Source organism: Actinomadura verrucosospora, assembly GCF_039540335.1.
Taxonomy (GTDB): domain Bacteria; phylum Actinomycetota; class Actinomycetes; order Streptosporangiales; family Streptosporangiaceae; genus Spirillospora; species Spirillospora verrucosospora.
Window position 1 is genome coordinate 1 of sequence record NZ_BAABEV010000077.1, and the last position, 20,096, is coordinate 20,096.

At 73.5% G+C, this 20,096-nt stretch carries 20 protein-coding genes; 12 read left to right on the forward strand and 8 right to left on the reverse strand.

The window, feature by feature from the left end; translation table 11 throughout:
* Positions 1 to 1,105: glycerol kinase GlpK (glpK, locus tag ABD944_RS40990; protein WP_345187358.1), on the reverse strand; the 1,105-nt coding region annotated here is incomplete at its 3' end.
* Between the two features lie 42 nt (positions 1,106 to 1,147).
* The gene (locus tag ABD944_RS40995) at positions 1,148 to 1,975 is read right to left on the reverse strand and encodes an MIP/aquaporin family protein (RefSeq protein ID WP_345187361.1); all 828 of its coding nucleotides are present in this window, start codon (positions 1,973 to 1,975) and stop codon (positions 1,148 to 1,150) included.
* A 246-nt stretch (positions 1,976 to 2,221) separates the two neighbouring features.
* On the opposite strand from ABD944_RS40995, the gene ABD944_RS41000 reads away from it, so the two are divergent.
* Together ABD944_RS41000 and glpK (ABD944_RS41005) are read left to right on the forward strand one after the other, a co-directional pair.
* Positions 2,222 to 2,989 carry an IclR family transcriptional regulator gene (locus tag ABD944_RS41000; protein ID WP_345187363.1) on the forward strand — a complete coding sequence of 256 codons (768 nt, stop codon included), beginning with the start codon at positions 2,222 to 2,224 and terminating at the stop codon, positions 2,987 to 2,989.
* 81 nt (positions 2,990 to 3,070) lie between these two features.
* Entirely contained in the window at positions 3,071 to 4,597 is a 1,527-nt protein-coding gene (gene glpK, locus ABD944_RS41005) for a glycerol kinase GlpK (protein WP_345187365.1), read from the forward strand.
* 30 nt (positions 4,598 to 4,627) lie between these two features.
* On the opposite strand, the gene ABD944_RS41010 is transcribed toward glpK (ABD944_RS41005), so the two are convergent.
* A complete protein-coding gene (locus ABD944_RS41010; RefSeq protein ID WP_345187368.1) occupies positions 4,628 to 5,779 on the reverse strand; it encodes an acyl-CoA dehydrogenase family protein in 1,152 nt (383 codons plus the stop codon).
* A 120-nt stretch (positions 5,780 to 5,899) separates the two neighbouring features.
* Here ABD944_RS41010 and ABD944_RS41015 point away from each other — a divergent pair, with 120 nt between their 5' ends.
* From ABD944_RS41015 to ABD944_RS41045, 7 genes are all read left to right on the forward strand, one after another.
* Entirely contained in the window at positions 5,900 to 6,595 is a 696-nt protein-coding gene (locus ABD944_RS41015) for a GntR family transcriptional regulator (protein ID WP_378191221.1), read from the forward strand.
* A 65-nt stretch (positions 6,596 to 6,660) separates the two neighbouring features.
* The gene (locus tag ABD944_RS41020) at positions 6,661 to 7,461 is read left to right on the forward strand and encodes an enoyl-CoA hydratase/isomerase family protein (protein WP_345187374.1); all 801 of its coding nucleotides are present in this window, start codon (positions 6,661 to 6,663) and stop codon (positions 7,459 to 7,461) included.
* A gap of 13 nt (positions 7,462 to 7,474) precedes the next feature.
* Positions 7,475 to 8,653, forward strand: a complete 1,179-nt coding sequence (locus ABD944_RS41025; protein ID WP_345187376.1) for an acyl-CoA dehydrogenase family protein — start codon at positions 7,475 to 7,477, stop codon at positions 8,651 to 8,653.
* Positions 8,650 to 9,852 (forward strand): CaiB/BaiF CoA transferase family protein, encoded by a 1,203-nt coding sequence (locus ABD944_RS41030; RefSeq protein WP_345187379.1) that lies wholly within the window; start codon positions 8,650 to 8,652, stop codon positions 9,850 to 9,852. The genes ABD944_RS41025 and ABD944_RS41030 overlap by 4 nt, the downstream gene beginning before the upstream one ends.
* A 62-nt stretch (positions 9,853 to 9,914) precedes the next feature.
* Positions 9,915 to 10,775: a helix-turn-helix transcriptional regulator gene (locus ABD944_RS41035; RefSeq protein WP_345187381.1), complete on the forward strand. Its 861-nt coding sequence runs from the start codon at positions 9,915 to 9,917 to the stop codon at positions 10,773 to 10,775.
* A gap of 104 nt (positions 10,776 to 10,879) precedes the next feature.
* Positions 10,880 to 11,890 carry an aldo/keto reductase gene (locus ABD944_RS41040; protein ID WP_345187383.1) on the forward strand — a complete coding sequence of 337 codons (1,011 nt, stop codon included), beginning with the start codon at positions 10,880 to 10,882 and terminating at the stop codon, positions 11,888 to 11,890.
* Positions 11,890 to 12,870 (forward strand): quinone oxidoreductase family protein, encoded by a 981-nt coding sequence (locus ABD944_RS41045; protein WP_345187385.1) that lies wholly within the window; start codon positions 11,890 to 11,892, stop codon positions 12,868 to 12,870. Before ABD944_RS41040 ends, ABD944_RS41045 begins: the two co-directional genes overlap by 1 nt.
* 32 nt (positions 12,871 to 12,902) lie before the next feature.
* On the opposite strand, the gene ABD944_RS41050 is transcribed toward ABD944_RS41045, so the two are convergent.
* The gene (locus ABD944_RS41050; protein ID WP_345187388.1) at positions 12,903 to 13,484 is read right to left on the reverse strand and encodes a peroxiredoxin-like family protein; all 582 of its coding nucleotides are present in this window, start codon (positions 13,482 to 13,484) and stop codon (positions 12,903 to 12,905) included.
* Between the two features lie 68 nt (positions 13,485 to 13,552).
* On the opposite strand from ABD944_RS41050, the gene ABD944_RS41055 reads away from it, so the two are divergent.
* Entirely contained in the window at positions 13,553 to 14,173 is a 621-nt protein-coding gene (locus tag ABD944_RS41055; protein WP_345187390.1) for a TetR/AcrR family transcriptional regulator, read from the forward strand.
* Here ABD944_RS41055 and ABD944_RS41060 read toward each other — a convergent pair.
* From ABD944_RS41060 to ABD944_RS41075, 4 genes are read right to left on the reverse strand one after another with little or no spacing between them, the layout of a single operon-like run.
* Positions 14,170 to 15,264 (reverse strand): NAD(P)H-dependent flavin oxidoreductase, encoded by a 1,095-nt coding sequence (locus ABD944_RS41060; RefSeq protein WP_345187393.1) that lies wholly within the window; start codon positions 15,262 to 15,264, stop codon positions 14,170 to 14,172. The two genes, ABD944_RS41055 and ABD944_RS41060, sit on opposite strands and share 4 nt — an antisense overlap.
* Before the next feature lie 41 nt (positions 15,265 to 15,305).
* Positions 15,306 to 16,037 (reverse strand): CoA-transferase subunit beta, encoded by a 732-nt coding sequence (locus tag ABD944_RS41065; RefSeq protein WP_345187395.1) that lies wholly within the window; start codon positions 16,035 to 16,037, stop codon positions 15,306 to 15,308.
* Entirely contained in the window at positions 16,034 to 16,897 is an 864-nt protein-coding gene (locus ABD944_RS41070; protein ID WP_345187398.1) for a CoA transferase subunit A, read from the reverse strand. The genes ABD944_RS41065 and ABD944_RS41070 overlap by 4 nt, the downstream gene beginning before the upstream one ends.
* Positions 16,894 to 17,640, reverse strand: a complete 747-nt coding sequence (locus tag ABD944_RS41075) for an enoyl-CoA hydratase family protein (protein WP_345187400.1) — start codon at positions 17,638 to 17,640, stop codon at positions 16,894 to 16,896. The genes ABD944_RS41070 and ABD944_RS41075 overlap by 4 nt, the downstream gene beginning before the upstream one ends.
* A gap of 111 nt (positions 17,641 to 17,751) precedes the next feature.
* Between ABD944_RS41075 and ABD944_RS41080 the strand changes: the two genes are divergently transcribed.
* Together ABD944_RS41080 and ABD944_RS41085 are read left to right on the forward strand one after the other, a co-directional pair.
* Positions 17,752 to 18,525 (forward strand): SDR family oxidoreductase, encoded by a 774-nt coding sequence (locus tag ABD944_RS41080; protein WP_345187402.1) that lies wholly within the window; start codon positions 17,752 to 17,754, stop codon positions 18,523 to 18,525.
* Positions 18,522 to 19,430, forward strand: coding sequence for an SDR family oxidoreductase (locus ABD944_RS41085; RefSeq protein WP_345187404.1), 909 nt, complete (start codon positions 18,522 to 18,524; stop codon positions 19,428 to 19,430). The genes ABD944_RS41080 and ABD944_RS41085 overlap by 4 nt, the downstream gene beginning before the upstream one ends.
* Positions 19,431 to 20,096: the final 666 nt, after the last annotated feature.

Here is a 20,096-nt window from a genome sequence, read left to right on the forward strand (position 1 = left end):
TGGCGCCGCGGGCGTCGGATCTCCAGTAGGGGGCGAACAGGCCGGAGAAGGCCGGGACGAAGTAGACGCCGCCGTTGTCGTCGACCTGCCGGGCCAGCGACTCGCTCTGCGCGGCGCCGGAGATGATCCCGAGCTGGTCGCGCAGCCACTGCACCGCCGACCCCGTCACCGCGATCGAACCCTCCAGCGCGTACACCGGCTTCTCGGATCCGAACTGGTAGCAGACGGTCGTCAGGAGCCCGTTCTTCGACCGGACGAGCTCCTCTCCCGTGTTGAGCAGGAGGAAGTTGCCGGTGCCGTAGGTGTTCTTGGCCTCACCGGGGGCGAAGCACACCTGCCCCACCGTCGCCGCCTGCTGGTCGCCGAGCGCTGCGGTCAGGGGCACCTCGCCGCCGAGCGGGCCGTTCGCGCGGGTCGTGCCGTAGGCGTCGGGCGCCGAGGACGGCTTGATCTCCGGCAGCATGGAGCGCGGGATCCCGAACAGCGCCAGAAGCTCGTCGTCCCAGGAGAGGGTCTCCAGGTCCATGAGCATGGTGCGGCTGGCGTTGGTGGGGTCGGTGACGTGCACGCCGCCGTCCGTCCCGCCGGTGAGGTTCCACAGCACCCACGAGTCGGTCGTACCGAAGATCGCGTCGCCCTTCTCGGCGGCCTCGCGGACGCCGTCGACGTTCTCCAGGATCCACTGGATTTTCCCGCCGGAGAAGTACGTGGCCGGGGGGAGGCCGGCCTTCCGGCGGATGAGGTCGCCCTTGCCGTCCCGCTCCAGGGCCGCGGCGATGCGGTCGGTGCGGGTGTCCTGCCAGACGATCGCGTTGTAGTAGGGGCGGCCGGTGCGCCGGTTCCACACCACGGTCGTCTCGCGCTGGTTGGTGATCCCGAACGCGGCCAGGTCGCCGTGCGACAGGTTCGCCTTGTTCAGGGCGGACTGGATGACCGAGCGCGTCCGCTCCCAGATCTCGGTGGGATCGTGCTCGACCCAGCCGGCCCGGGGCAGGATCTGCTCGTGTTCGAGCTGGTGGCGGGCGATCTCGTTGCCGCCGTGGTCGAAGATCATGAATCGGGTGCTGGTCGTGCCCTGGTCGAGGGCCCCGACGAAGTCAGCCATGCGCGCGTTCTCCTGGAGTCGTGGTGGACGGGACGGGGCGGTTCACGCCGCCTCGGGCTCGGGCTCGGGCTTCGTGAGCCCCTGCGGGTCCTCCTCGGCGGGGGGCAGGAACCGTCCGATCAGGACCTTGTAGAGCCCGACGCCGAGCACGCCGCCGATGAGCGGGCCGATGATCGGCACCCAGAAGTACAGGTCGCCGTTCTGGTCCCGCCAGGCGGTGCCGTAGCCGGTGAGGAACGAGGCGAGCCGGGGGCCGAAGTCGCGGGCCGGGTTGATCGCGTAGCCGGCGTCGGTGCCCCATGCCATGCCGATCGCGACGACCAGCAGGCCGATCATGAACGGGCCCAGGTTCGCCAGCGGCGGGGAGTTGCGCACGTCGGTGAGCGCCTTGATCACGAAGAGCAGGATGGCGGTGCCGATCACCTGGTCCCGGAACGCGCCCCAGGTGCCGACCGGCAGCGTGCCGTTGCCCGGCAGGGTTGAGAACACGCCCTGGGTCTTGATGGTGTGGCCGGGGTCGACCTTGGCCAGCACCTCGCTGTAGTTCCAGCGGACGATCAGCGCCGCGACGAACGCCCCCGCGGTCTGCGCGGCGATGTAGGGCGCCGTCTTGCGCCAGGAGAACTCCTTGAAGACGGCCAGGGCGACGGTGACGGCGGGGTTGAGGTGGGCGCCGCTGATCCTGGCCGCGACGTACACGCCGAGCGTGACGCCGAGGCCCCAGGCCCAGGCGATGCTGTCGTGGTCGCCGATCTCGGCTCCGGCGACCTGGGCGACGACGCCGACGCCGAACAGGATGAGGATCAGGGTGCCGGCGAACTCGGCGGCGAGCTCGCCGGCCAGTGCGGGGATTCGGGTGCGTTCCGCCATGGGTACTCCTCGGGAGGTGGGGTGGACGCGAGCCCCGTGAGGCTGGCTGGACGGTAAGCCGGGACGGAACGCCTGACAACGGGAGCCTGCCGACAATGTCGAACACTTTCGTCCCGGCGCGGCGGCGGTTACCCTCCACCCTGTGCACCAGATCACACAATCCGGGCAGTTCAGGACGCATCGGACGATGATCGCGGCGGCTGCCGACATTGTCGGCATGTCGCCGGTGGACCTACCATCGGCTCCATGCCCGGACCTGTGCAGTCGATCGAGCGGGCGGCCGCGATCCTGCGCCTGCTGGCGGCGAGCTCGGGACGGCTCGGGGTCGGCGAGATCGCCAGTTCGCTGGGCCTGGCCCGGGGCACCGCGCACGGCATCCTGCGCACCCTGGAGCGCGTCGGCTTCGTCGAGCAGGACGGCGGAACGGGCAAGTACCAGCTCGGCGCCGCGCTGCTGCACCTCGGCACCAGCTACCTGGACGTCAACGAGCTGCGGTCCCGGGCCATCAACTGGGCCGACGCGCTCGCCTCGCGCACCGGCGAGGCCGTCCGGATCGGGACGCTGCTGGACGGGAAGGTCCTGGTCGTCCACCACGTGTTCCGCCCGGACGACACCCTCCAGGCCATGGACGTCGGCTCGCTGCTGCCGCTGCACGCCACCGCGCTCGGCAAGGCACTGCTCGCGCACGACGCCAACGCGGCGGCGTCCATCCGCGACACCGTCCTCGAGTCCTACTGCCGGCGCACCGTCACCGACCCCAAGGAGCTCGCACGGGCCGCCTCCCGCGTCCGGGAGAACGGCTGGGCCGCCGAGGCCGAGGAGCTGTCCATCGGCGAGGCCGGGATCGCGGCCCCGATCCGCGGGCACGGCGGGCTCGTCGTCGGGGCCATCGGCATCTCCGGCGCGGTCGAGCGGATCTGCGACTCCCGCCGCGTCCCCGACCCGAGGCTCGTGGCCTACGTGCGCGACGCCGCCCGCGCCGTCTCCCGTGACCTCGGCGGCTCGCGCTGGTGACGCCCCGCCGTCCGTCTCGCCGTCCGTCCCGACGCCGCCGCGGCGGCGCGGGGAGGCGCGTCCTGGGGGAGGGGGCCGACCGTGACCGAACGGTACGTGATGTCGATCGACCAGGGCACCACGTCCACCCGGTGCATCCTGTTCGACCACGGCGGCCGCCTGGTGTCGGTGGCGCAGCGCGAGCACCGGCAGCACTTCCCGAAGCCCGGCTGGGTCGAGCACGACCCGATGGAGATCTGGCGCAATCTTGAGCGCATCGCCCCGGAGGCGCTCGCCCAGGCCGGCGCGACGCCCAACCAGGTCGCGGCGGTCGGGATCGCGAACCAGCGGGAGACGACCGTCCTGTGGGACCGGCTGACCGGCGTCCCGATCGGCCGCGCCATCGTCTGGCAGGACATGCGGACCGGCCCCCTCGTGGACGAGCTGGCCCGCGCCCCCGGCGCCGCGATGGTCACCGAGCGCAGCGGGCTGCCGCTGGCCACCTACTTCTCGGCCCCGCGCGTGCGCTGGATGCTGGACCACACGCCGGGCCTGCGGGAGCGCGCCGAGCGCGGCGAGGTCCTGTTCGGCACGATGGAGAGCTGGTTGATCTGGAACCTCAGCGGCGGCGTCGACGGCGGCGTCCACGTGACCGACGTGACCAACGCCAGCCGCACGCTGCTGATGGACCTGCACACCCTGTCCTGGGACGACGGCCTGCTCGACTTCTTCGGGGTGCCGAAGGCGATGCTGCCGGAGATCCGGTCGTCCACCGAGACCTACGGGACGGCCCGCCGCGTGTTCCCCGGCGTGCGCGTCGGCGCCGCCCTCGGCGACCAGCAGGCCGCGCTGTTCGGGCAGGCGTGCTTCTCGCCGGGCGAGACCAAGTGCACCTACGGGACGGGCGCGTTCCTGCTGATGAACACCGGCACCACGCCGGTGAGGTCGGACAACGGGCTGCTCACCACCGTCGGCTACAAGATCGGTGACGAGCCCGCGGTGTACGCGCTGGAGGGCTCGATCGCGATCACCGGGGCGCTGGTCCAGTGGTTCCGGGACGGCCTCGGGCTGATCAGCACGGCGCCGGAGATCGAGACGCTGGCCCGCACCGTCGGGGACAACGGCGGCTGCTACATCGTCCCGGCCTTCTCCGGGCTGTTCGCCCCGCACTGGCGCAGCGAGGCACGGGGCATCATCGTCGGCCTGACCTCCTACATCACCAAGGGCCACCTGGCGCGGGCCGTGCTGGAGGCGACGGCCTGGCAGACCCGCGAGGTCGTGGACGCGATGAACGCCGACTCCGGCCTCTCGCTGAAGGAGCTGAAGGCCGACGGCGGCATGACCTCGGACAACCTGGTCATGCAGATGGTCGCCGACGTGCTGAATGTGCCGGTCGCCCGGCCGATGGTGGTGGAGACGGTGTCGCTCGGCGCCGCCTACGCCGCCGGCCTCGCGGTCGGGTACTGGGCGGGGCTGGAGGGGCTGCGCCGCAACTGGCACCGCGCCGCCCGCTGGGTCCCGGCGATGGAGCCCGCCTGGAGGGCGGCCGAGTACGACAACTGGAAGCGCGCGGTTGAGCGCACGTTCGACTGGATCCGCGCGGGGGAGGACCCGGCCGCGGCGCCCTAGGCTCGGCGCCGCCCTAAGCCCGGTGCAGCTTTACGCCCGGTGCCGCTCGACGAGCTGCCGGACGATCACGTTGCGCTGGATCTCGTTGGTCCCCTCGCCGACGATCATGAGCGGGGCGTCCCGGAAGTAGCGCTCGACGTCGAACTCGGTGGAGTAGCCGGCCGCGCCGTGGATGCGGACCGCGTTGAGCGCGATCTGCATCGCCGCCTCCGAGGCGTACAGCTTGGCCATGCCCGCCTCCATGTCGCAGCGCTCGCCCGCGTCCAGGCGTTCGGCGGCGTCGAGGGTGAGCAGCCGGGCCGCCCGCAGCTGGGTGGCCATGTCGGCGAGGTAGTTGCCGATCGACTGGTGCTGCCAGATCGGCTTGCCGAAGGCCTCGCGCTGCTGGGCGTAGCGCAGGGAGTCCTCCAGGGCGGCGCGCCCGACGCCGAGGGCGCGCGCCGCGACCTGGATGCGGCCGACTTCGAGGCCGCGCATCATCTGGGCGAAACCGCGCCCCTCCTCGCCGCCGAGGACGGCGTCGAGCGGCGCCTCGTAGCCGTCGAAGGACAGCTCGCAGCTCTCCACGCCCTTGTAGCCGAGTTTCGGCAGGTCGCGGGAGACGGTCAGGCCGGGGCCCTTCTCGACCAGCAGGATGCTGATGCCGCGGTGCCGGGGCGAGGCGGCCGGGTCGGTCTTGCACATCAGCGCGATGAGACCGGACGTGCGCGCGTTGGTGATCCACATCTTGGCGCCGTCGACGCGGTACCGGTCGCCGTCCCTGCGCGCGGTCGTGCCCATGGCCTGGAGGTCGGAGCCGCCGGACGGCTCGGTGAGCGCCATGGTGGCGCGCAGCTCGCCGGTCGCCATCCGGGGCAGGTAGCGGGCCTTCTGCTCCTCGGTGCCGTACACGGCGAGCAGGTGGGAGACGACCGTGTGCCCGCCGAACGCGCCCGCGAGCGTCATCCAGCCGCGCGCCAGCTCCTCGGTGACGAGCGCGTAGCAGGCCTTGGAGACGCTGGCGTCGCCGTACGGTGCGGGCACGGCGAGTCCGAAGACGCCGAGCCGCTTCATGCGGTCGATGAGGTGGGCGGGGTAGGTTCCCGCGTGCTCCAGGTCGCGGGCGACCGGGCGGACCTCCTTGTCGACGAAGTCCGCGACGACCTCGACGATGGCGCGCTCCTCGTCGCTGAGCGTGAACACGGCTCCACCCCACTCCGGTTCTGTGTTTCATATATTTGATAGGAAAATACCGGCTGTCAACGGGAGGGCGGGCCGCCGCCCGTCCATAATGTGAACCCACCACCAGGCGCACGGGAGACGATGAGAGTGGCACTTTCCGGTGACCGGGCCCTCGGCCGGCGCCGCCAGCTGAGCGACGAGGTGGCCGCCTACGTCCGCGAACTCATCATGTCGGGCCAGGTCAGGCACGGGGAGTTCCTCCGCCTCGAGCGCATCGCCGAGGACCTCGGGATCAGCGTGACCCCCGTCCGGGAGGCCCTGCTGTCGCTGCGCGGCGAGGGCTTCGTCACGCTGGAGCCGCGCCGCGGATTCATGCCGGCGCCGCTCACCCGCCAGGACGTCCAGGACCTGTTCGAGGCGCAGGCGTACTTCGCCGGCGAGCTGGCCGCCCGCGCCGCCGGAAGGATCACCGAGGCGGAGCTGGAGTCGCTCGACCGCACGCAGGCGCTCCTGGAGGAGGCGTCCAAGGCCCGCGACTCCGCGGCCATCGAGCGCGCCAACCACCAGTTCCACCGGATCGTCAACCTGTGCGCGGGCTCGCCCAAGACGTCCTGGCTGCTCCAGCTCGTGGTGCGGTACGCCCCGCGCCGCTTCTACTCCAGCATCGAGGGCTGGACGCAGGCGTCGGTCGACGACCACCACCTCGTGCTGGCCGCGCTGCGAGCCGGGGACGCCGACGCGGCGCGGCAGGCGATGCGCGCCCACATCCGGCATGCGGGGACGCTGCTCGTGGTGCACCTGGAGGCGCAGGGCTTCTGGAACGAGCAGCCCGGCTGATCCACCGGGACCCTTTCCCCGGCTTCCCGGCTCGCATATCGTATAAAAAATTTCCAGGAGGGTTGATGGACGACCGGGACTCCGAACCGGCGCGCGGCGCCGTGGTCGCCACCGCCGACCACGGCGCGACGCGGGTGCTGACGCTGAACCGGCCCGAGGCCCGCAACGCGATCGACATCCCGATGCGCGAGCGGCTCGCGGACGAGGTGCGGCGCGCCGCGGACGACCCCGGCGTCCGGGCCGTGGTGCTGACCGGCGCGGCGGGGACGTTCTCGGCGGGCGGCGACGTCCGCTCGATGGCGGGCGCCGGACCGGACGCCGTCCGGGCGCGGCTCGACCCCGTGCACGAGACCGTCCGGCTCATCGCGACCTGCGGGACGCCGTTCATCGCCGCGGTCGAGGGCGCCGCCGCCGGGCTCGGCGTGTCCCTCGCCGCCGTGTGCGACCACGTGGTCGCCGCCGAGGACGCCCGGTTCGTCGCCGCGTTCGGCAAGGTCGGCCTCGTCGCGGACGGCGGCCTGCTCTGGACCCTCCCGCAGCGCGTCGGCATGGGCCGCGCCAAGCAGATGCTGGTGTTCGGCCAGACCGTGCCCGCGCCGCGCGCCTACGAGATCGGACTGGCCGACTCCCTGGCGCCGCCCGGCGCGGCCCTGGACGCCGCGCTGGAACGCGCCGCCGAGGCCGCCGCGCTCGCCCCGCTGTCGGTCGCCGCGGCCAAGCGCCTCCTCGCCCGGACCGGCCAGAGTCTGGACCGCCTGCTGGACGCGGAGCGGGAGGAGCAGACCGCGCTGTTCGCCAGCGCCGACTTCACCGAGGGCCGGGCCGCGTTCGCCGAGCGCCGCCCGCCGCGCTTCGAGGGCCACTAGGGAGGACCGGGACGTGAGCAGGCTGCAGCAGACCCACGGGCTCACGGACGAGCAGCGGGAGATCATCGCGACCGTCCGGGCGTTCGTCGACAAGGAGATCCTCCCGGTCGCGACCGGGCTGGAGCACGCCGACGCCTACCCGCAGGCGATCGTGGACGGGATGCGGGACCTCGGGCTCTTCGGCCTGACCATCGCCGAGGAGCACGGCGGGCTCGGGGAGTCGCTGCTGACCTACGCGCTGGTGGTGGAGGAGCTGTCGCGCGGCTGGATGAGCGTGTCGGGCATCGTCAACACCCACTTCATCGTCGCGTGGATGATCGCCCAGCACGGCACCGCCGAGCAGAGGGCGCACTACCTGCCGAGGATGGCGACCGGCGAGATCCGGGGCGCGTTCTCGATGTCGGAGCCGGGCTGCGGGTCGGACGTCTCGGCCATCAGGACCCGCGCCGTCCCGGACGGGGACGACTACGTGATCGACGGACAGAAGATGTGGCTGACCAACGGCGGTTCGGCGAACCTGGTGGCGACGCTGGTCAAGACCGACCCCGCCGCCGGCCACCGCGGCATGACCGCGTTCCTGGTCGACAAGGAGCCCGGCTTCGGCGAGGTCGCGCCCGGCCTCACCGTCCCCGGCAAGATCGACAAGATGGGGTACAAGGGCGTCGACACCACCGAGCTGCTCTTCGACTCCTACCGGATCCCGTCCGCGCAGGTCCTGGGCGGGACGCCCGGACGCGGCTTCTACCAGATGATGGACGGCGTCGAGGTCGGCCGCGTCAACGTGGCGGCGCGCGGCTGCGGCGTGGCCCGCCGCGCCTACGAGCTCGCCCTGGCCTACGCGCGGCGGCGCGAGACGTTCGGAAAGCCGATCGCCGAGCACCAGGCCGTCCTGTTCCGCCTGGCGGAGATGGCCACCAAGGTCGAGGCGGCGCACCAGATGATGGTGATGGCGGCGCGCCGCAAGGACTCCGGCGAGCGCAACGACCTGGAGGCCGGGATGGCCAAGTACCTGGCCAGCGAGTACTGCAAGGAGGTCGTGGAGGACGCGTTCCGCATCCACGGCGGTTACGCCTACTCCAGGGAGTACGAGATCGAGCGCCTGTACCGGGAGGCCCCGATGCTGCTGATCGGCGAGGGCACCGCCGACATCCAGAAGATGGTCATCGGCCGCCGGCTGCTGGAGGAGCGGTGACCGGTGCGGCCGCCGGGCCGCCGCTCGCGGGGATCACCGTCGTCGCCCTGGAGCAGGCGGTCGCGGCGCCGTTCGCCACGCGGCAGCTGGCCGACCAGGGCGCCCGCGTCATCAAGGTGGAGCGCGTCGACGGCGGCGACTTCGCCCGCGCCTACGACACGGGCGTGCGCGGCGGGCTCGGCACGCACTTCGCGTGGCTCAACCGGTCGAAGGAGTCGGTCGCGCTCGATCTCAAGCGCGAGGAGGGCCGCGCGGTGCTCGCCGACCTGGTCGCGCGCGCCGACGTGTTCCTGCAGAACCTGGCGCCCGGCGCGGCCGCCCGGCTCGGGTTCGGCGCCGAGGAGCTGCGCGCCCGCGACCCCCGGCTGATCGTGGTCGAGATGTCGGGCTACGGCTCGCGGGGGCCGTACCGGGACAAGCGCGCCTACGACATGCTGGTCCAGGCCGAGGCGGGGCTGATCTCGGTCACCGGCACGCCGGAGACGCCCGTCAAGGCGGGCTCGCCGCTGGCCGACATCGCGGCCGGGATGTACGCCTTCTCCGGGACGCTCGCCGCGCTCGTGCGGCGCGGCGCGACCGGTGCGGGCGCGTCCATCGAGATCACGATGTTCGACGCGGTCGCCGAGTGGATGGGGCAGGCGATGTACACGACGCTCTACACCGGCTCCCCGCCGCCGCGCACGCGGCTGAGCCACCCCGTGATCGCCCCGTACGACGCCTACCCGACGTCCGACGGCGCGGACGTGGTGATCGGCGTCCAGAACGACCGCGGCTGGGCGGCGCTGGCCGCCGGCGTGCTGGAGCGGCCCGACCTCGTGACGGACCCCAAATACGCGACGAATCGGGCAAGGGTCCGCAACCGGGAGAGGGTGGACGCGCTGGTCGCGGGCGTCACGTCCCGCATGGGACGGGAGGAACTGCTGCGGCGGCTCGACGAGGCGGGAGTGCCGAACGCGTCCCTGAACGACGGGCACGGACTCGTCGCCCACCCGCAGCTCGCCGAGCGGGACCGGTGGCGGGAGGTGGGCTCGCCGGTCGGCGGCATCCGGGCCCTGCTCCCGCCGATCACGTTCGCCGACGCCGAGCCGCGCATGGACCCGATCCCGGCGCTCGGCGAGCACACCGACGCCGTGCTGCGCGAGCTGGGACGCGACGACGCCGCCATCGAGGCCCTGCGCTCCGCCGGCGCGGTCGCCTGACCTCCGCGCCGGCGCCGGTCTCCGACGGCGACGCCCCGAAGGCCGGCGGATATCGTGGCGGCATGGCCAGTCAGACCCCCGCCTCAGCCCCCGGTCGCCGCAGGGAGGAACTGCGCGACTTCCTGCGCACCCGCCGCGCCCGCCTCGCCCCCGGCGACGTCGGCATGCCCGACGGGGGACGGCGCAGGACGCCGGGCCTGCGCCGCGAGGAGGTCGCCGTCCTCGCGGGGGTCGGGGTGTCCTGGTACACGTGGCTGGAGCAGGGCCGCGACATCAAGGTGTCCGGGGACGTCCTCGACGCGATCGGGCGGGCCCTGCGGCTGGACGGCGCCGAGCGCGAGCACCTGTACCTGCTCGCGGGGCTGAACCCGCCCCGGGCGGAGGCGGGCCCCGCCGTGCCGATCACGCCCGAGCTGCGGCGGGTGCTGGACGCCTGGTCCCCGCGCCCCGCCTACGTCCGCGACCGCCACTGGAACTTCGTCGCGATCAACGACGCGGCCCGCGAGGTGTTCGGGTACGGCGACACCGACCACAACTGCCTGGTCACCTACTTCACCAACGTCCGGTACCGGTCGATGCACACCCACTGGGCCGCCGCCGCGCCCGACGTCGTGGCGCGGTTCCGCGCCGACGCCGCCCGCTACCCCGACGACCCCGAGTTCGAGCGGATCGTCGAGGACCTGCTGGCGGTCAGCCCCGAGTTCGCCGAGCTGTGGCCCCGCCACGAGGTGAGCGCGGGCGCCCAGGCGGTCAAGGGCATCAGGCACCCGGACGCGGGGGAGCTGGTCTTCGAGGGCACGCTGCTGCCGCTCGCCGACCGTCCGGGCCACCACCTGGTGCTGCACAACCCGCGCCCCGGCACCGGCACGCAGGAGCGCCTCGAACGGCTGATGGCGCGCCGCGAGCTCGCCGCCGCGGGCTGACCTGCCCCGCCCAGGGTGGTGGTCCCACACCCAGGATGAGCGGAGTCTGGTTGCCTTCCGGTCTGTCCAGCACGATCGTCCTCATGAGGAACGAAGGAGACATCATGAGGACGCGGGACTTCGCGGGCACCCCGGTGGGCGCGGTCGGCCTCGGGTGCATGGGCATGAGCTGGGCCTACAGCGAGTCCGAGCGTGACGACGACGCCTCGGTGGCGCTGATCCGGGAGGCGCTCGACCTCGGCGTGACGTTCCTGGACACCGCGCAGCCCTACGGCGACGGCCACAACGAGGCCCTCGTCGGGCGGGCGCTGGCGGGGCGCCGGGACGAGGCGGTCGTCGCCACCAAGACGGGCCTGGTCGTGGAGTCGCCGGCCACCCGGGAACTCGTCCGGAACGGAACGCCGGAGCACGTCAAGGCGTCCGCCGAGGACAGCCTGCGCCGCCTCGGGACGGACGTGATCGACCTTTACTACCTGCACCGGGTCGACCCGCGGGTGCCCCTCGCCGACACGTGGGGCGCGATGGCCGAACTGGTCGCCGAGGGCAAGGTCCGCAGGCTGGGCCTGTCGGAGGTCAGCGTCGCGCAGGCCGCCGAGGCGCACGCGATCCACCCGGTCGCCGCCGTCCAGTCGGAGTTGTCGCTGTGGACCCGCGACGCCATGGGGGCGCCCGGGGGGATGGCCGGCACCCTGCCGGGCGACGCCTCCGGGACGGGGGACGGGCCGGGCGACGTGGTCGGCTGGTGCGCCGCCAACGGCGCGGTGTTCGTGCCGTTCTCGCCGCTCGGCCGCGGCTTCCTCACCGGGACGGTCACCGCGGCCGATTTCGAGGACACCGACTTCCGCGGCGGCAACCCGCGCTTCCAGGAGGAGGCGCTGAAGGCCAACCTGCGCATCGTCGAGGTGGTCAAGGCGGTCGCCGCGCGGCACGGCGCCACGCCGGCCCAGGTCGCCATCGCCTGGACGCTGGCGCAGGGCGAGCACGTCATCCCGATCCCCGGCACCAAGAAGCCGAAGTACCTGCGCGACAACGCCGGCGCCGCCGGCCTGGACCTCACCGAGGCCGACCTCGCGGAGCTGGACGGCGTCCCCGCGGCCGTCGGGGGGCGTTACTGATGCGGGCCGTCACGATTCCCGAGTTCGGCGGCGCGGACGTGCTGCGCCAGGCCGAGGTGCCCGTCCCCGAGCCCGGGCCGGGGCAGGTGTCCATCGACGTGGCGTACGCGGGCGCGAACTTCGCCGAGATCCTCTACCGGCGGGGCGTCGTGGACGTGCCGCTGCCGTTCGTCCCCGGCATCGAGGTGTCCGGGCACGTCCGGGCGGTCGGGCCGGACGTGGAGGGGTTGCGCAGGGGCCAGCCCGTCGCCGCGCTGACGATCGTGGACAGCGGCGGCTACGCCGAGGTCGCGGTCACCTCCGCCGACCTCGTCGCGCCGCTCGACGGCCTCGACCTCGGGCTGGACGTCGCGGCGGCCGTCCCGTCCAACGGGGCCACCGCCTTCCTCGTCCTGGACCGGGTCGCGCGCATCGAGCCGGGCGAGACCGTGCTGGTGCACGCGGCCGCCGGGGGCGTCGGCAGCCAGCTCGGCCAGGCCGCCCGGCTGCTCGGCGCGGGCCGGGTGGCCGGCACGGTCGGCGGCCCCGCCAAGATCGAGACCGCGCGCGGGTTCGGCTACGACGACGTCGTCCTGCGCGACGCGCTGCCGGGCGAGGTCGCGGGCCTCACCGGCGGGCGCGGGTTCGACATCGTCGTGGACATGGTGGGCGGCCCCGCCCGCCGCGCGAGCCTGGACGCCCTCGCCCCGATGGGCCGGATGGTCGTGATGGGCAACGCGTCCGGCGCCGACGACGTGGGCATGTCGGCGAACGAGCTGTGGTTCGCCAACAAGACGGTGTCCGGGTTCAACCTCGCGGCGTTCGCGGGCGTCGCGCCGGCCGACGCCGGACGCGCCCTGCGCCGCGCGGTCGCCGCCGCCGCGTCCGGCGACCTGCGGGTCCAGGTCGAGGAACTGCCCCTGGAGCAGGCCACCGAAGCGCACGAGCGCATCGAGTCGGGCGCCACGACCGGCAAGCTCGTCCTGGCGGTCAAGGGCTGACCTTCAGGAGTCGTCCCCCGGCCTGCGGGCGGTCATCGCGCCGCGTTCCGGCCGGGGGACGGGGCCTGGGCGGCCAGGGCCAGCAGTTCGTCGACCGTCCACTGGTCGTAGGCGTGCTCGCCGTACTTGGCCGCGACGAGCCTGCCGTCGGAGCCGATCAGGAAGTCGGCGGGCAGGCCGAAGCGGCCGCCGTCGGGCAGCAGCCTGGGAGCGCGCTCGCGCCGCCGCAGGACGTCCCAGGTGCCGCGGACGACGGCGCGGAGGACCGTCCCCCACACGCGCGGGGCGAGCAGCGCGCGCCGCGCCGACTCGACGCCGAACTCGGCGTACAGCCGCTTCGCCGGGTCGCCGACCACGGGGAACGGCAGGTCGCCGACGTACTCGCGCAGTTCCTCCGCGGTGGAGTGGAAGACCACGACCTCGCTGATCCCGGCGGCCTCGATCTCGCCGTGCCGCAGCGCGATCGAGCGCAGGTGCAGGTTGCAGATCGGGCAGCCGGCGAACCGGCGGAACTGCAGGTGGACGAGGCGGCCGGGGTCGGGGACGGGAACCTGCGGCCCGGAGACCGGGGTCAGCTCCCGCGCGGGGACATGGGAACCGGGTGCCAGATGCATGGGCGGTCCTTTTAGGAGTATGGCGTACGCCTACGAGAGTAAGCGTATGTCATACGCTGTCAAGCGCCATGCCTCGACCACGCTCCCTCAACACCGAGCGGCTCGCGCGAGCCGCGCTCGCCGTCATCGACCGGGACGGCCTCGCCGGGCTCTCCATGCGCGCCGTCGCCGAGGAGCTCGGAATGAGCACCATGGCGCTCTACCGGTACGTGCGCGACCGCGAGGAACTGGAAGGGCTGGTCGTCGACCTGGTCTACGCCGAGGTCGACGCCGCGCCGCCGCCCGCCGGGCCGTGGGAGGCGCGGATCGAGACGATGGCCCTGCGGCTGCGGGACGCGTTCGGCGCCCACGCCGCGATCATGCCGCTGACGCTCACCCGCAGGCACGAATCGGCGGGATCGCTCTGCTGGGGCGAGACGGTCGCCGGAATCCTCGCCGACGCGGGCTTCGCCGGCCCGCGCGCGGCGATCGCGCTCCGCGCGCTGATCGCCTACATCGTCGGCGCGATCCAGCTGGAGCACCTGGGCGGGCTGGAGGGGGAGGGGACCGCCGTGCTCGCCGGGCTGCCCGCCGACGCGTTCCCCCACCTGTCGCGGACCGCGCGGCACGGCCGCCGGATCGGCCCCGACGAGGAGTTCCGCGGGGGCCTGGCGGCCGTGCTGCGCGGCCTGGGCGAAGGCCCGTCCTAACCGTTGCGGGCCCCGTCGCCCGCCAGGTACGAGCGCTGCGCGGCGATGGCCTCGGCCGCCTGCCGCACGATGGAGCCGATCAGGTCGGCGCAGTCCGGCAGGTCGTCGATCACGCCGACGACCTGCCCCGACGCCATCACGCCGAGGTCGGGCCGGCCGTCCACCATGGCGGCCTTCAACAGCATGGGCGTGTTGGCGGCCATCAGGATCTGCGACCACGACAGGTCCTTGCCGTGCTTCATCGCCTTCCCGTCGGCGATCATCTCCCGCCACGACATGCCGGACAGCTTCTTGAACCGGCCGCCGTTGCGCAGCGCCCGGACGAGCCCGCCGACGCGGCCGGAGTCCTCCAGCGCGTCGACCAGGCCGCTGCGCAGCACGCGGTGCGGCATGCCGTCCACCTGGCGCGTCACCACGGTCTCGCCGGTCCGGAGGTAGACCTGCTTGACCGCGTCCGGAACCGAGCTGTCGGACGTCAGCAGGAACCGGGTGCCCATCGCGACGCCCGCGGCGCCGTAGGCGAGCGCGGCGGCGAGGCCGCGCCCGTCGAAGAAGCCGCCGGCCGCGATCACCGGGATGTCGACGGCGTCCACGACCTGGGGGAGCAGCAGCGTGGTGGCGACGGGGCCGGTGTGCCCGCCGCCCTCTCCGCCCTGCACCAGGACGGCGTCGGCCCCCCAGCCCGCGACCTTCTCCGCGTGCCGCCGCGCGCCGACCGACGGGATCACCACGAGCCCGGCGTCCTTGAGCTTGGCGATCAGCTCCCGCCTGGGCGCGAGCGCGAAGGAGGCGACCTTCACGCCCTCCTTGATGAGCAGGTCGATGCGGTCGCCCGCGTCCCCGGCGTCGGCCCGCAGGTTGACCCCGAACGGGGCGTCCGTGCGCTCCTTGACCTCGTGGATCGCGTCCGCGAGCTGGTCGAGCGTCATCGTCGCCGACGCCAGCACGCCGAGCCCGCCCGCGTTCGCCACGGCCGTGACGAGCCGCGGCCCGGCCACCCATCCCATGCCCGTCTGGACGACCGGGTGCCGCACACCCGCCAGCCGGGTCAGCGGAGTGTCGAGCACCTGCCCGGCGCCCGCCCCGCTCACGCCTGCTCCTTGCGAGGAGACGACCCCCCGGTTCGCTTCGCTCATGCCGGGACCTCCCGCTCGCGCAGTCCCTTGGGGTCGAGGACCTCGCGCATGATCCGCAGTTCCTCGGCGTCCGGCAGCCGCGTGTCGGGCACCTCGTCCGGGACGGCGAGCTCGAAGCCGGTGGCCGCGACCACGTCCTCGACGCCCACGCCGGGGTGGACCGAGCGCAGCCGCATCCGCCTCTCGGGGGTCTCGAAGTCGAGCACGGCCAGGTTGGTCACCACGGCGCGGATCTCGTGCGCGCCCCGGTCCCAGCCGACGCCGCTCACCATGTCGACCTTCTCGGTGAACACGCGCGCCGAGTGCTTCGGCACCCAGTAGCTCGTCGTGTTCAGCAGCGTGTTCCCCGGCCCGCCGCGCACGCCGAGGAGCTGCCGCGAGGGCTGCTTCCAGTCGCCGATGCACGAGATGTTGGTGTTGCCGTGCGCGTCGATCTGGCTCGGCCCCATCACCACGTGCCGCCGCCCGTTCAGGACGAGCCACAGGTGGTCGCGGAAGGGCAGCCAGCCCTCGACCGTCCCGGCCTGCGCGCCGAGCGGGACGGGCTCGGCGCTCAGCGACGGCCCGCCGTCGGTGGTCAGGAGGTCGGGCGCGAACGTCGCGCGCGCCAGCCGGGACCCCAGCATCGGGACGAACCCGGCCACCGCGGCCGCGACGATCTCCCCGTCGCCCCGGAACAGGTCCGCGCACGCGGCCGCGCACACCTCGGCCCTCGTCGCATCGCTCATCGCGCCTCCTCCCGCCAGACCCGGACCGCGTCCTGGTAGGCGGCCTCGTCGCCGGAAAGGAACCGCTCGCTGAAGGCCGCCCACCGGTCGGGATCGGCCGCCGACTGCGCGTACAGCTTCTGGAACGCCTCGTCCCGCCCGAAGTCGGGCGGGCAGTCGGTGAAGTGCGCGCCGTTCGGGGTCTCCACCACGCCCGCCACCTGCGACCGGCTGATCAGCAGCGACTGCACCGGCCCCTCCTTGGCGAAGTCGGCGGTGTCGACGAGCCGCTCGCACGACACGTACGTCCGGTCGGCCGCCTTGGCGAACAGGTCGTCCATGTACGGGTCGGGGCCGAGGTACTGGGCGTTGCCGCGCGCGTCGGCGCGGTTCATGTGCACCAGCGCCGCGTCCATCCGCAGGGCGGGGACGGCGACGAGCTCCTGCCCGTCCTCGTAGGGCGACCGGACCGTCCGCAGTTCCGGGTTGACCCTCATCACGTCGGAGCCGAGGCCGACCGGGGTGGGCAGGAACGGCAGCCGGTGCGCCGCCGCGTACAGCCCGAACATGAACATGCCCTCGTCGTACTCGGTCAGCTCGATGGCCCCGGACTGGCGCGCCTGCCGGAAATGCGGCTCCAGCGGGATCGAGTCCATCGTCACGAACGCGGTGACGAGCCTGCGGACCTTGCCCGCCGCGCACAGCAGCCCCACGTCCGGCCCGCCGTAGGCGACGACGGTGAGGTCGGTGACGGGGGAGCGCAGGATCGCCCGCACCAGCGCCATCGGCTTGCGCCGCGAGCCCCAGCCGCCGATCCCGATCGTCATGCCGCTCGCCAGCGACCCCGCGATCTCCTCGACGGACATCACCTTGGAACTCATCGGCCCCCCTTGGCGACGAAGGCGTCGCGGTGCTCGTCGCCCGCGCCGACCAGGTTCAGCTCGAACGTGAACCCCTGCTCGTAGCGGTAGCTGCGCCTGACGTCGACCGGGTCGATGCCGTTGAGCGACTCCTTGGCGCGCCGGATCACGTACCGGTCCTTCGCGGCGATGCCGGCGGCGACCTCCATCGCCTTGGCGCGCAGCTCCCCGGCCGGGACGACCTCCAGCACCGAGCCGTGGTGGTGCAGCTCCTCGGCCGTGACGTTGCGGCACGTGTAGACCATCGCCCGCATCAGGTGCTGCGGGACGAGCCGGGCGAGGTGGGTGGCGGCGCCGAGCGCGCCCCGGTCGACCTCGGGCAGCCCGAAGTAGGCGTCCCGCGAGGCGATCACGATGTCGGCGTTGCCCGCCAGGCCGACGCCGCCGCCGAGGCAGAAGCCGTGCACCGCGGCCACGACCGGGACCTCGCAGTCGTAGACGGCCGCGAACGCCGCGAAGCAGCCGCGGTTGGCGCCGACCAGCGCGGCGTGGCCCTCGGTGCTCTGCATCTCCTTGATGTCGACGCCCGCGTTGAAGCCCCGGCCCTCGGCGCGGAGCACGACAGCGCCGACCCCGGGGTCGCGGCCCGCCGCGAGCACCGCGTCGGCCAGCTCGTACCAGCCCGCGACGGTCAGGGCGTTGACCGGCGGCGCGTCCACGACGATCTCGGCGACCCCGTCCAGGGTCGTGGTGGAGACTCCCATGCGCTACCTTTCCACCAAACATTTGTTAGAACAGACGGTAGCAGAGCCGTCCGGAGGAGGCGGAATGTCATCGGAGCCGGAGGGCGCGGGGTACTCGGAACCGGAGGCGGCATGTCACTGACACTCGACCTGGAGGGCAGGACCGTCGTGGTGACGGGCGGCGTCCGCGGGGTGGGCGCCGGGATCAGCCGCGCCTTCCTGGAGGCCGGAGCCGACGTGGTCGCGGTCGCCCGCCGCGAGCCGGAGGCGGTGCCCGAGGCCGGAGGGCGGGCCGCGCGGTTCGTCTCGCTGGACGTGCGCGACCCCGACGCCGTGCAGGCCTTCGCGGACGGCCTCGACCGCGTGGACGTGCTCGTCAACAACGCGGGCGGCGCCCCGTACCTGCCGGTGGCCGACGGCTCCCTGCGCACCCACGTCAAGATCATGGAGCTGAACCTGACGGCCCCGCTGATCACGGCCCGCGCGCTGCGCCCGCGGATCATGGAGGCCGGGGGCGGCTCGGTGATCAACATCGGCAGCGTCAGCGGGGTGCGCCCCTCGCCGGGCACCGCCGCCTACGGCGCCGCCAAGGCGGGGCTGCACAACCTCACCCAGTCCCTGGCCGTCGAGTGGGCGCCGCACATCCGCGTCAACACGCTGGTCCTCGGGATGGTCCGCACCGAGCTGGCGCACCTGCACTACGGGGACGAGGACGGCGTCGCCGCGGTGGCGGCGACCGTCCCGCTGGGCCGCCTCGCCGACCCCTACGACATCGGCGCCGCCTGCGTGTTCCTGGCGTCCGACCTGGCGTCCTACGTGACCGGCTCGTCGATGCAGGTGCACGGCGGGGGAGAGCGCCCCGCCTTCCTGGACGCCGCCACCGTCAACAAGGAGGAAACGCGATGATCTGCAAGGACCGGGTGGTCGCCGTCACCGGCGCCGGACGCGGCCTCGGCCGCGCGCACGCGCTGGAGTTCGCCCGGCAGGGCGCCCTCGTCGTCGTCAACGACCTCGGCGTCGCGCGCGACGGCACCGGCGACGCCTCCGAGGGCCCCGCCCACGACGTCGTGCGGGAGATCGAGGCGCTCGGCGGGCGGGCGGTCGCCAGCACCGACGACATCGCCACCGACGAGGGCGCCGCCGCGCTGGTCGCCGCGGCGACCGGCGCGTTCGGGCGGCTGGACACCCTCGTCAACAACGCCGGGTTCCTGCGCGACCGGATGCTGGTCAACCTCGGCGAGGACGAGTGGGACGCCGTCATGCGCGTGCACCTCAAGGGCCACTTCCTGCCGCTCAAGCACGCCGGGCGGTACTGGCGGACCGAGAGCAAGGCCGGCCGCGCCGTGGACGCGCGCGTCGTCAACACCTCCTCCGGCGCCGGGCTGCTCGGCAGCGTCGGCCAGGGCAACTACTCCGCCGCCAAGGCGGGCATCGTCGGGCTGACCCTCGTGGCCTCCGCCGAGCTCGCCCGCTACGGCGTGACGGTCAACGCGATCGCGCCCGCCGCCCGCACCCGGATGACCGAGGAGGTCTTCGCGCAGACGATGGCTGCCCCCGCCGAGGGCGAGTTCGACGCCATGGCGCCGGAGAACGTCTCGCCGCTCGTGGTCTGGCTCGGCTCCGCGCAGTCGCGGGACGTCACCGGGCGGGTGTTCGAGGCCGAGGGCGGCAGGATCTGCGTGATGGACGCCTTCCGCCACGGCCCCGCCGCGGACAAGGGCGCGAGGTGGGACCCGGCGGAGGTCGGCGACGTCGTCACGGACCTCCTGGCGAAGGCCCCCGCCCCCGAACCCGTCTACGGAGCCGGCTGACCGGCGGCCGCCGCCCGGCGCGGCGGGTCGTCGTCAGCGCGGCCGGTAGTCGTTCAGGTACCAGCGCACCTTCTCGGCGTACGGCCGGACCCGTGCCGGGACGCCGCCCGACTTCACGACCGTCGTGGCGGAGGTGCGGTAGGCGGCGGCCAGGTTCAGGGCCGGGTCGCCCGGCACGTTCTTGAGGTCCTTCCCCCAGTAGCACAGGAACCGGCCCATCGCGGGGATCGACAGCTCCGGGGTGATCTGGGCGGGCCTCGGCTCGGGGTTGTCGAGGCCGCCGGGCTGCCAGAACGCCAGCACGTGCGGCGTCCACCGGGCGATGCCGTACTCGTCGTGCGCCGGGTCGGACAGGTGCGGATCGTAGCCGCTCTCCGCCTTCAGCATCGCCGCGATCAGCGCCGGGCTCAGCCCGCGCAGCTCGCACCACGTCCCGGCCTGGACGACCAGGTCGCGGTAGCGGGCGGGGACGTCGGACCCCGCCCGCAGCCACTGCCTGTTCCGCTCCTGCGGGGGAGTGCCGCCGTCGCCCCGGTGGGGGAGCCCCGCGAACGCGACGGCGGCCACGGCCACCGCGGCGGCCGCCCCGCCCGCCGCGCCCGCCGCCCGCCGGCCGCGCCAAGTCGGAGGCCAAGCGGTCTTAGGAAGACAATTCGCAGACACAAC

Excerpts from the sequence above, each read along its gene's own strand:
- ABD944_RS40995 (WP_345187361.1), bottom strand. The coding sequence starts at position 1,975 with ATGGCGGAACGCACCCGAATCCCCGCACTGGCCGGCGAGCTCGCCGCC.
- ABD944_RS41000 (WP_345187363.1), top strand. The coding sequence starts at position 2,222 with ATGCCCGGACCTGTGCAGTCGATCGAGCGGGCGGCCGCGATCCTGCGC.
- ABD944_RS41015 (WP_378191221.1), top strand. The coding sequence starts at position 5,900 with ATGAGAGTGGCACTTTCCGGTGACCGGGCCCTCGGCCGGCGCCGCCAG.
- ABD944_RS41020 (WP_345187374.1), top strand. The coding sequence starts at position 6,661 with ATGGACGACCGGGACTCCGAACCGGCGCGCGGCGCCGTGGTCGCCACC.
- ABD944_RS41035 (WP_345187381.1), top strand. The coding sequence starts at position 9,915 with ATGGCCAGTCAGACCCCCGCCTCAGCCCCCGGTCGCCGCAGGGAGGAA.
- ABD944_RS41040 (WP_345187383.1), top strand. The coding sequence starts at position 10,880 with ATGAGGACGCGGGACTTCGCGGGCACCCCGGTGGGCGCGGTCGGCCTC.
- ABD944_RS41045 (WP_345187385.1), top strand. The coding sequence starts at position 11,890 with ATGCGGGCCGTCACGATTCCCGAGTTCGGCGGCGCGGACGTGCTGCGC.
- ABD944_RS41050 (WP_345187388.1), bottom strand. The coding sequence starts at position 13,484 with ATGCATCTGGCACCCGGTTCCCATGTCCCCGCGCGGGAGCTGACCCCG.
- ABD944_RS41055 (WP_345187390.1), top strand. The coding sequence starts at position 13,553 with ATGCCTCGACCACGCTCCCTCAACACCGAGCGGCTCGCGCGAGCCGCG.
- ABD944_RS41065 (WP_345187395.1), bottom strand. The coding sequence starts at position 16,037 with ATGAGCGATGCGACGAGGGCCGAGGTGTGCGCGGCCGCGTGCGCGGAC.
- ABD944_RS41070 (WP_345187398.1), bottom strand. The coding sequence starts at position 16,897 with ATGAGTTCCAAGGTGATGTCCGTCGAGGAGATCGCGGGGTCGCTGGCG.
- ABD944_RS41075 (WP_345187400.1), bottom strand. The coding sequence starts at position 17,640 with ATGGGAGTCTCCACCACGACCCTGGACGGGGTCGCCGAGATCGTCGTG.
- ABD944_RS41080 (WP_345187402.1), top strand. The coding sequence starts at position 17,752 with ATGTCACTGACACTCGACCTGGAGGGCAGGACCGTCGTGGTGACGGGC.
- ABD944_RS41085 (WP_345187404.1), top strand. The coding sequence starts at position 18,522 with ATGATCTGCAAGGACCGGGTGGTCGCCGTCACCGGCGCCGGACGCGGC.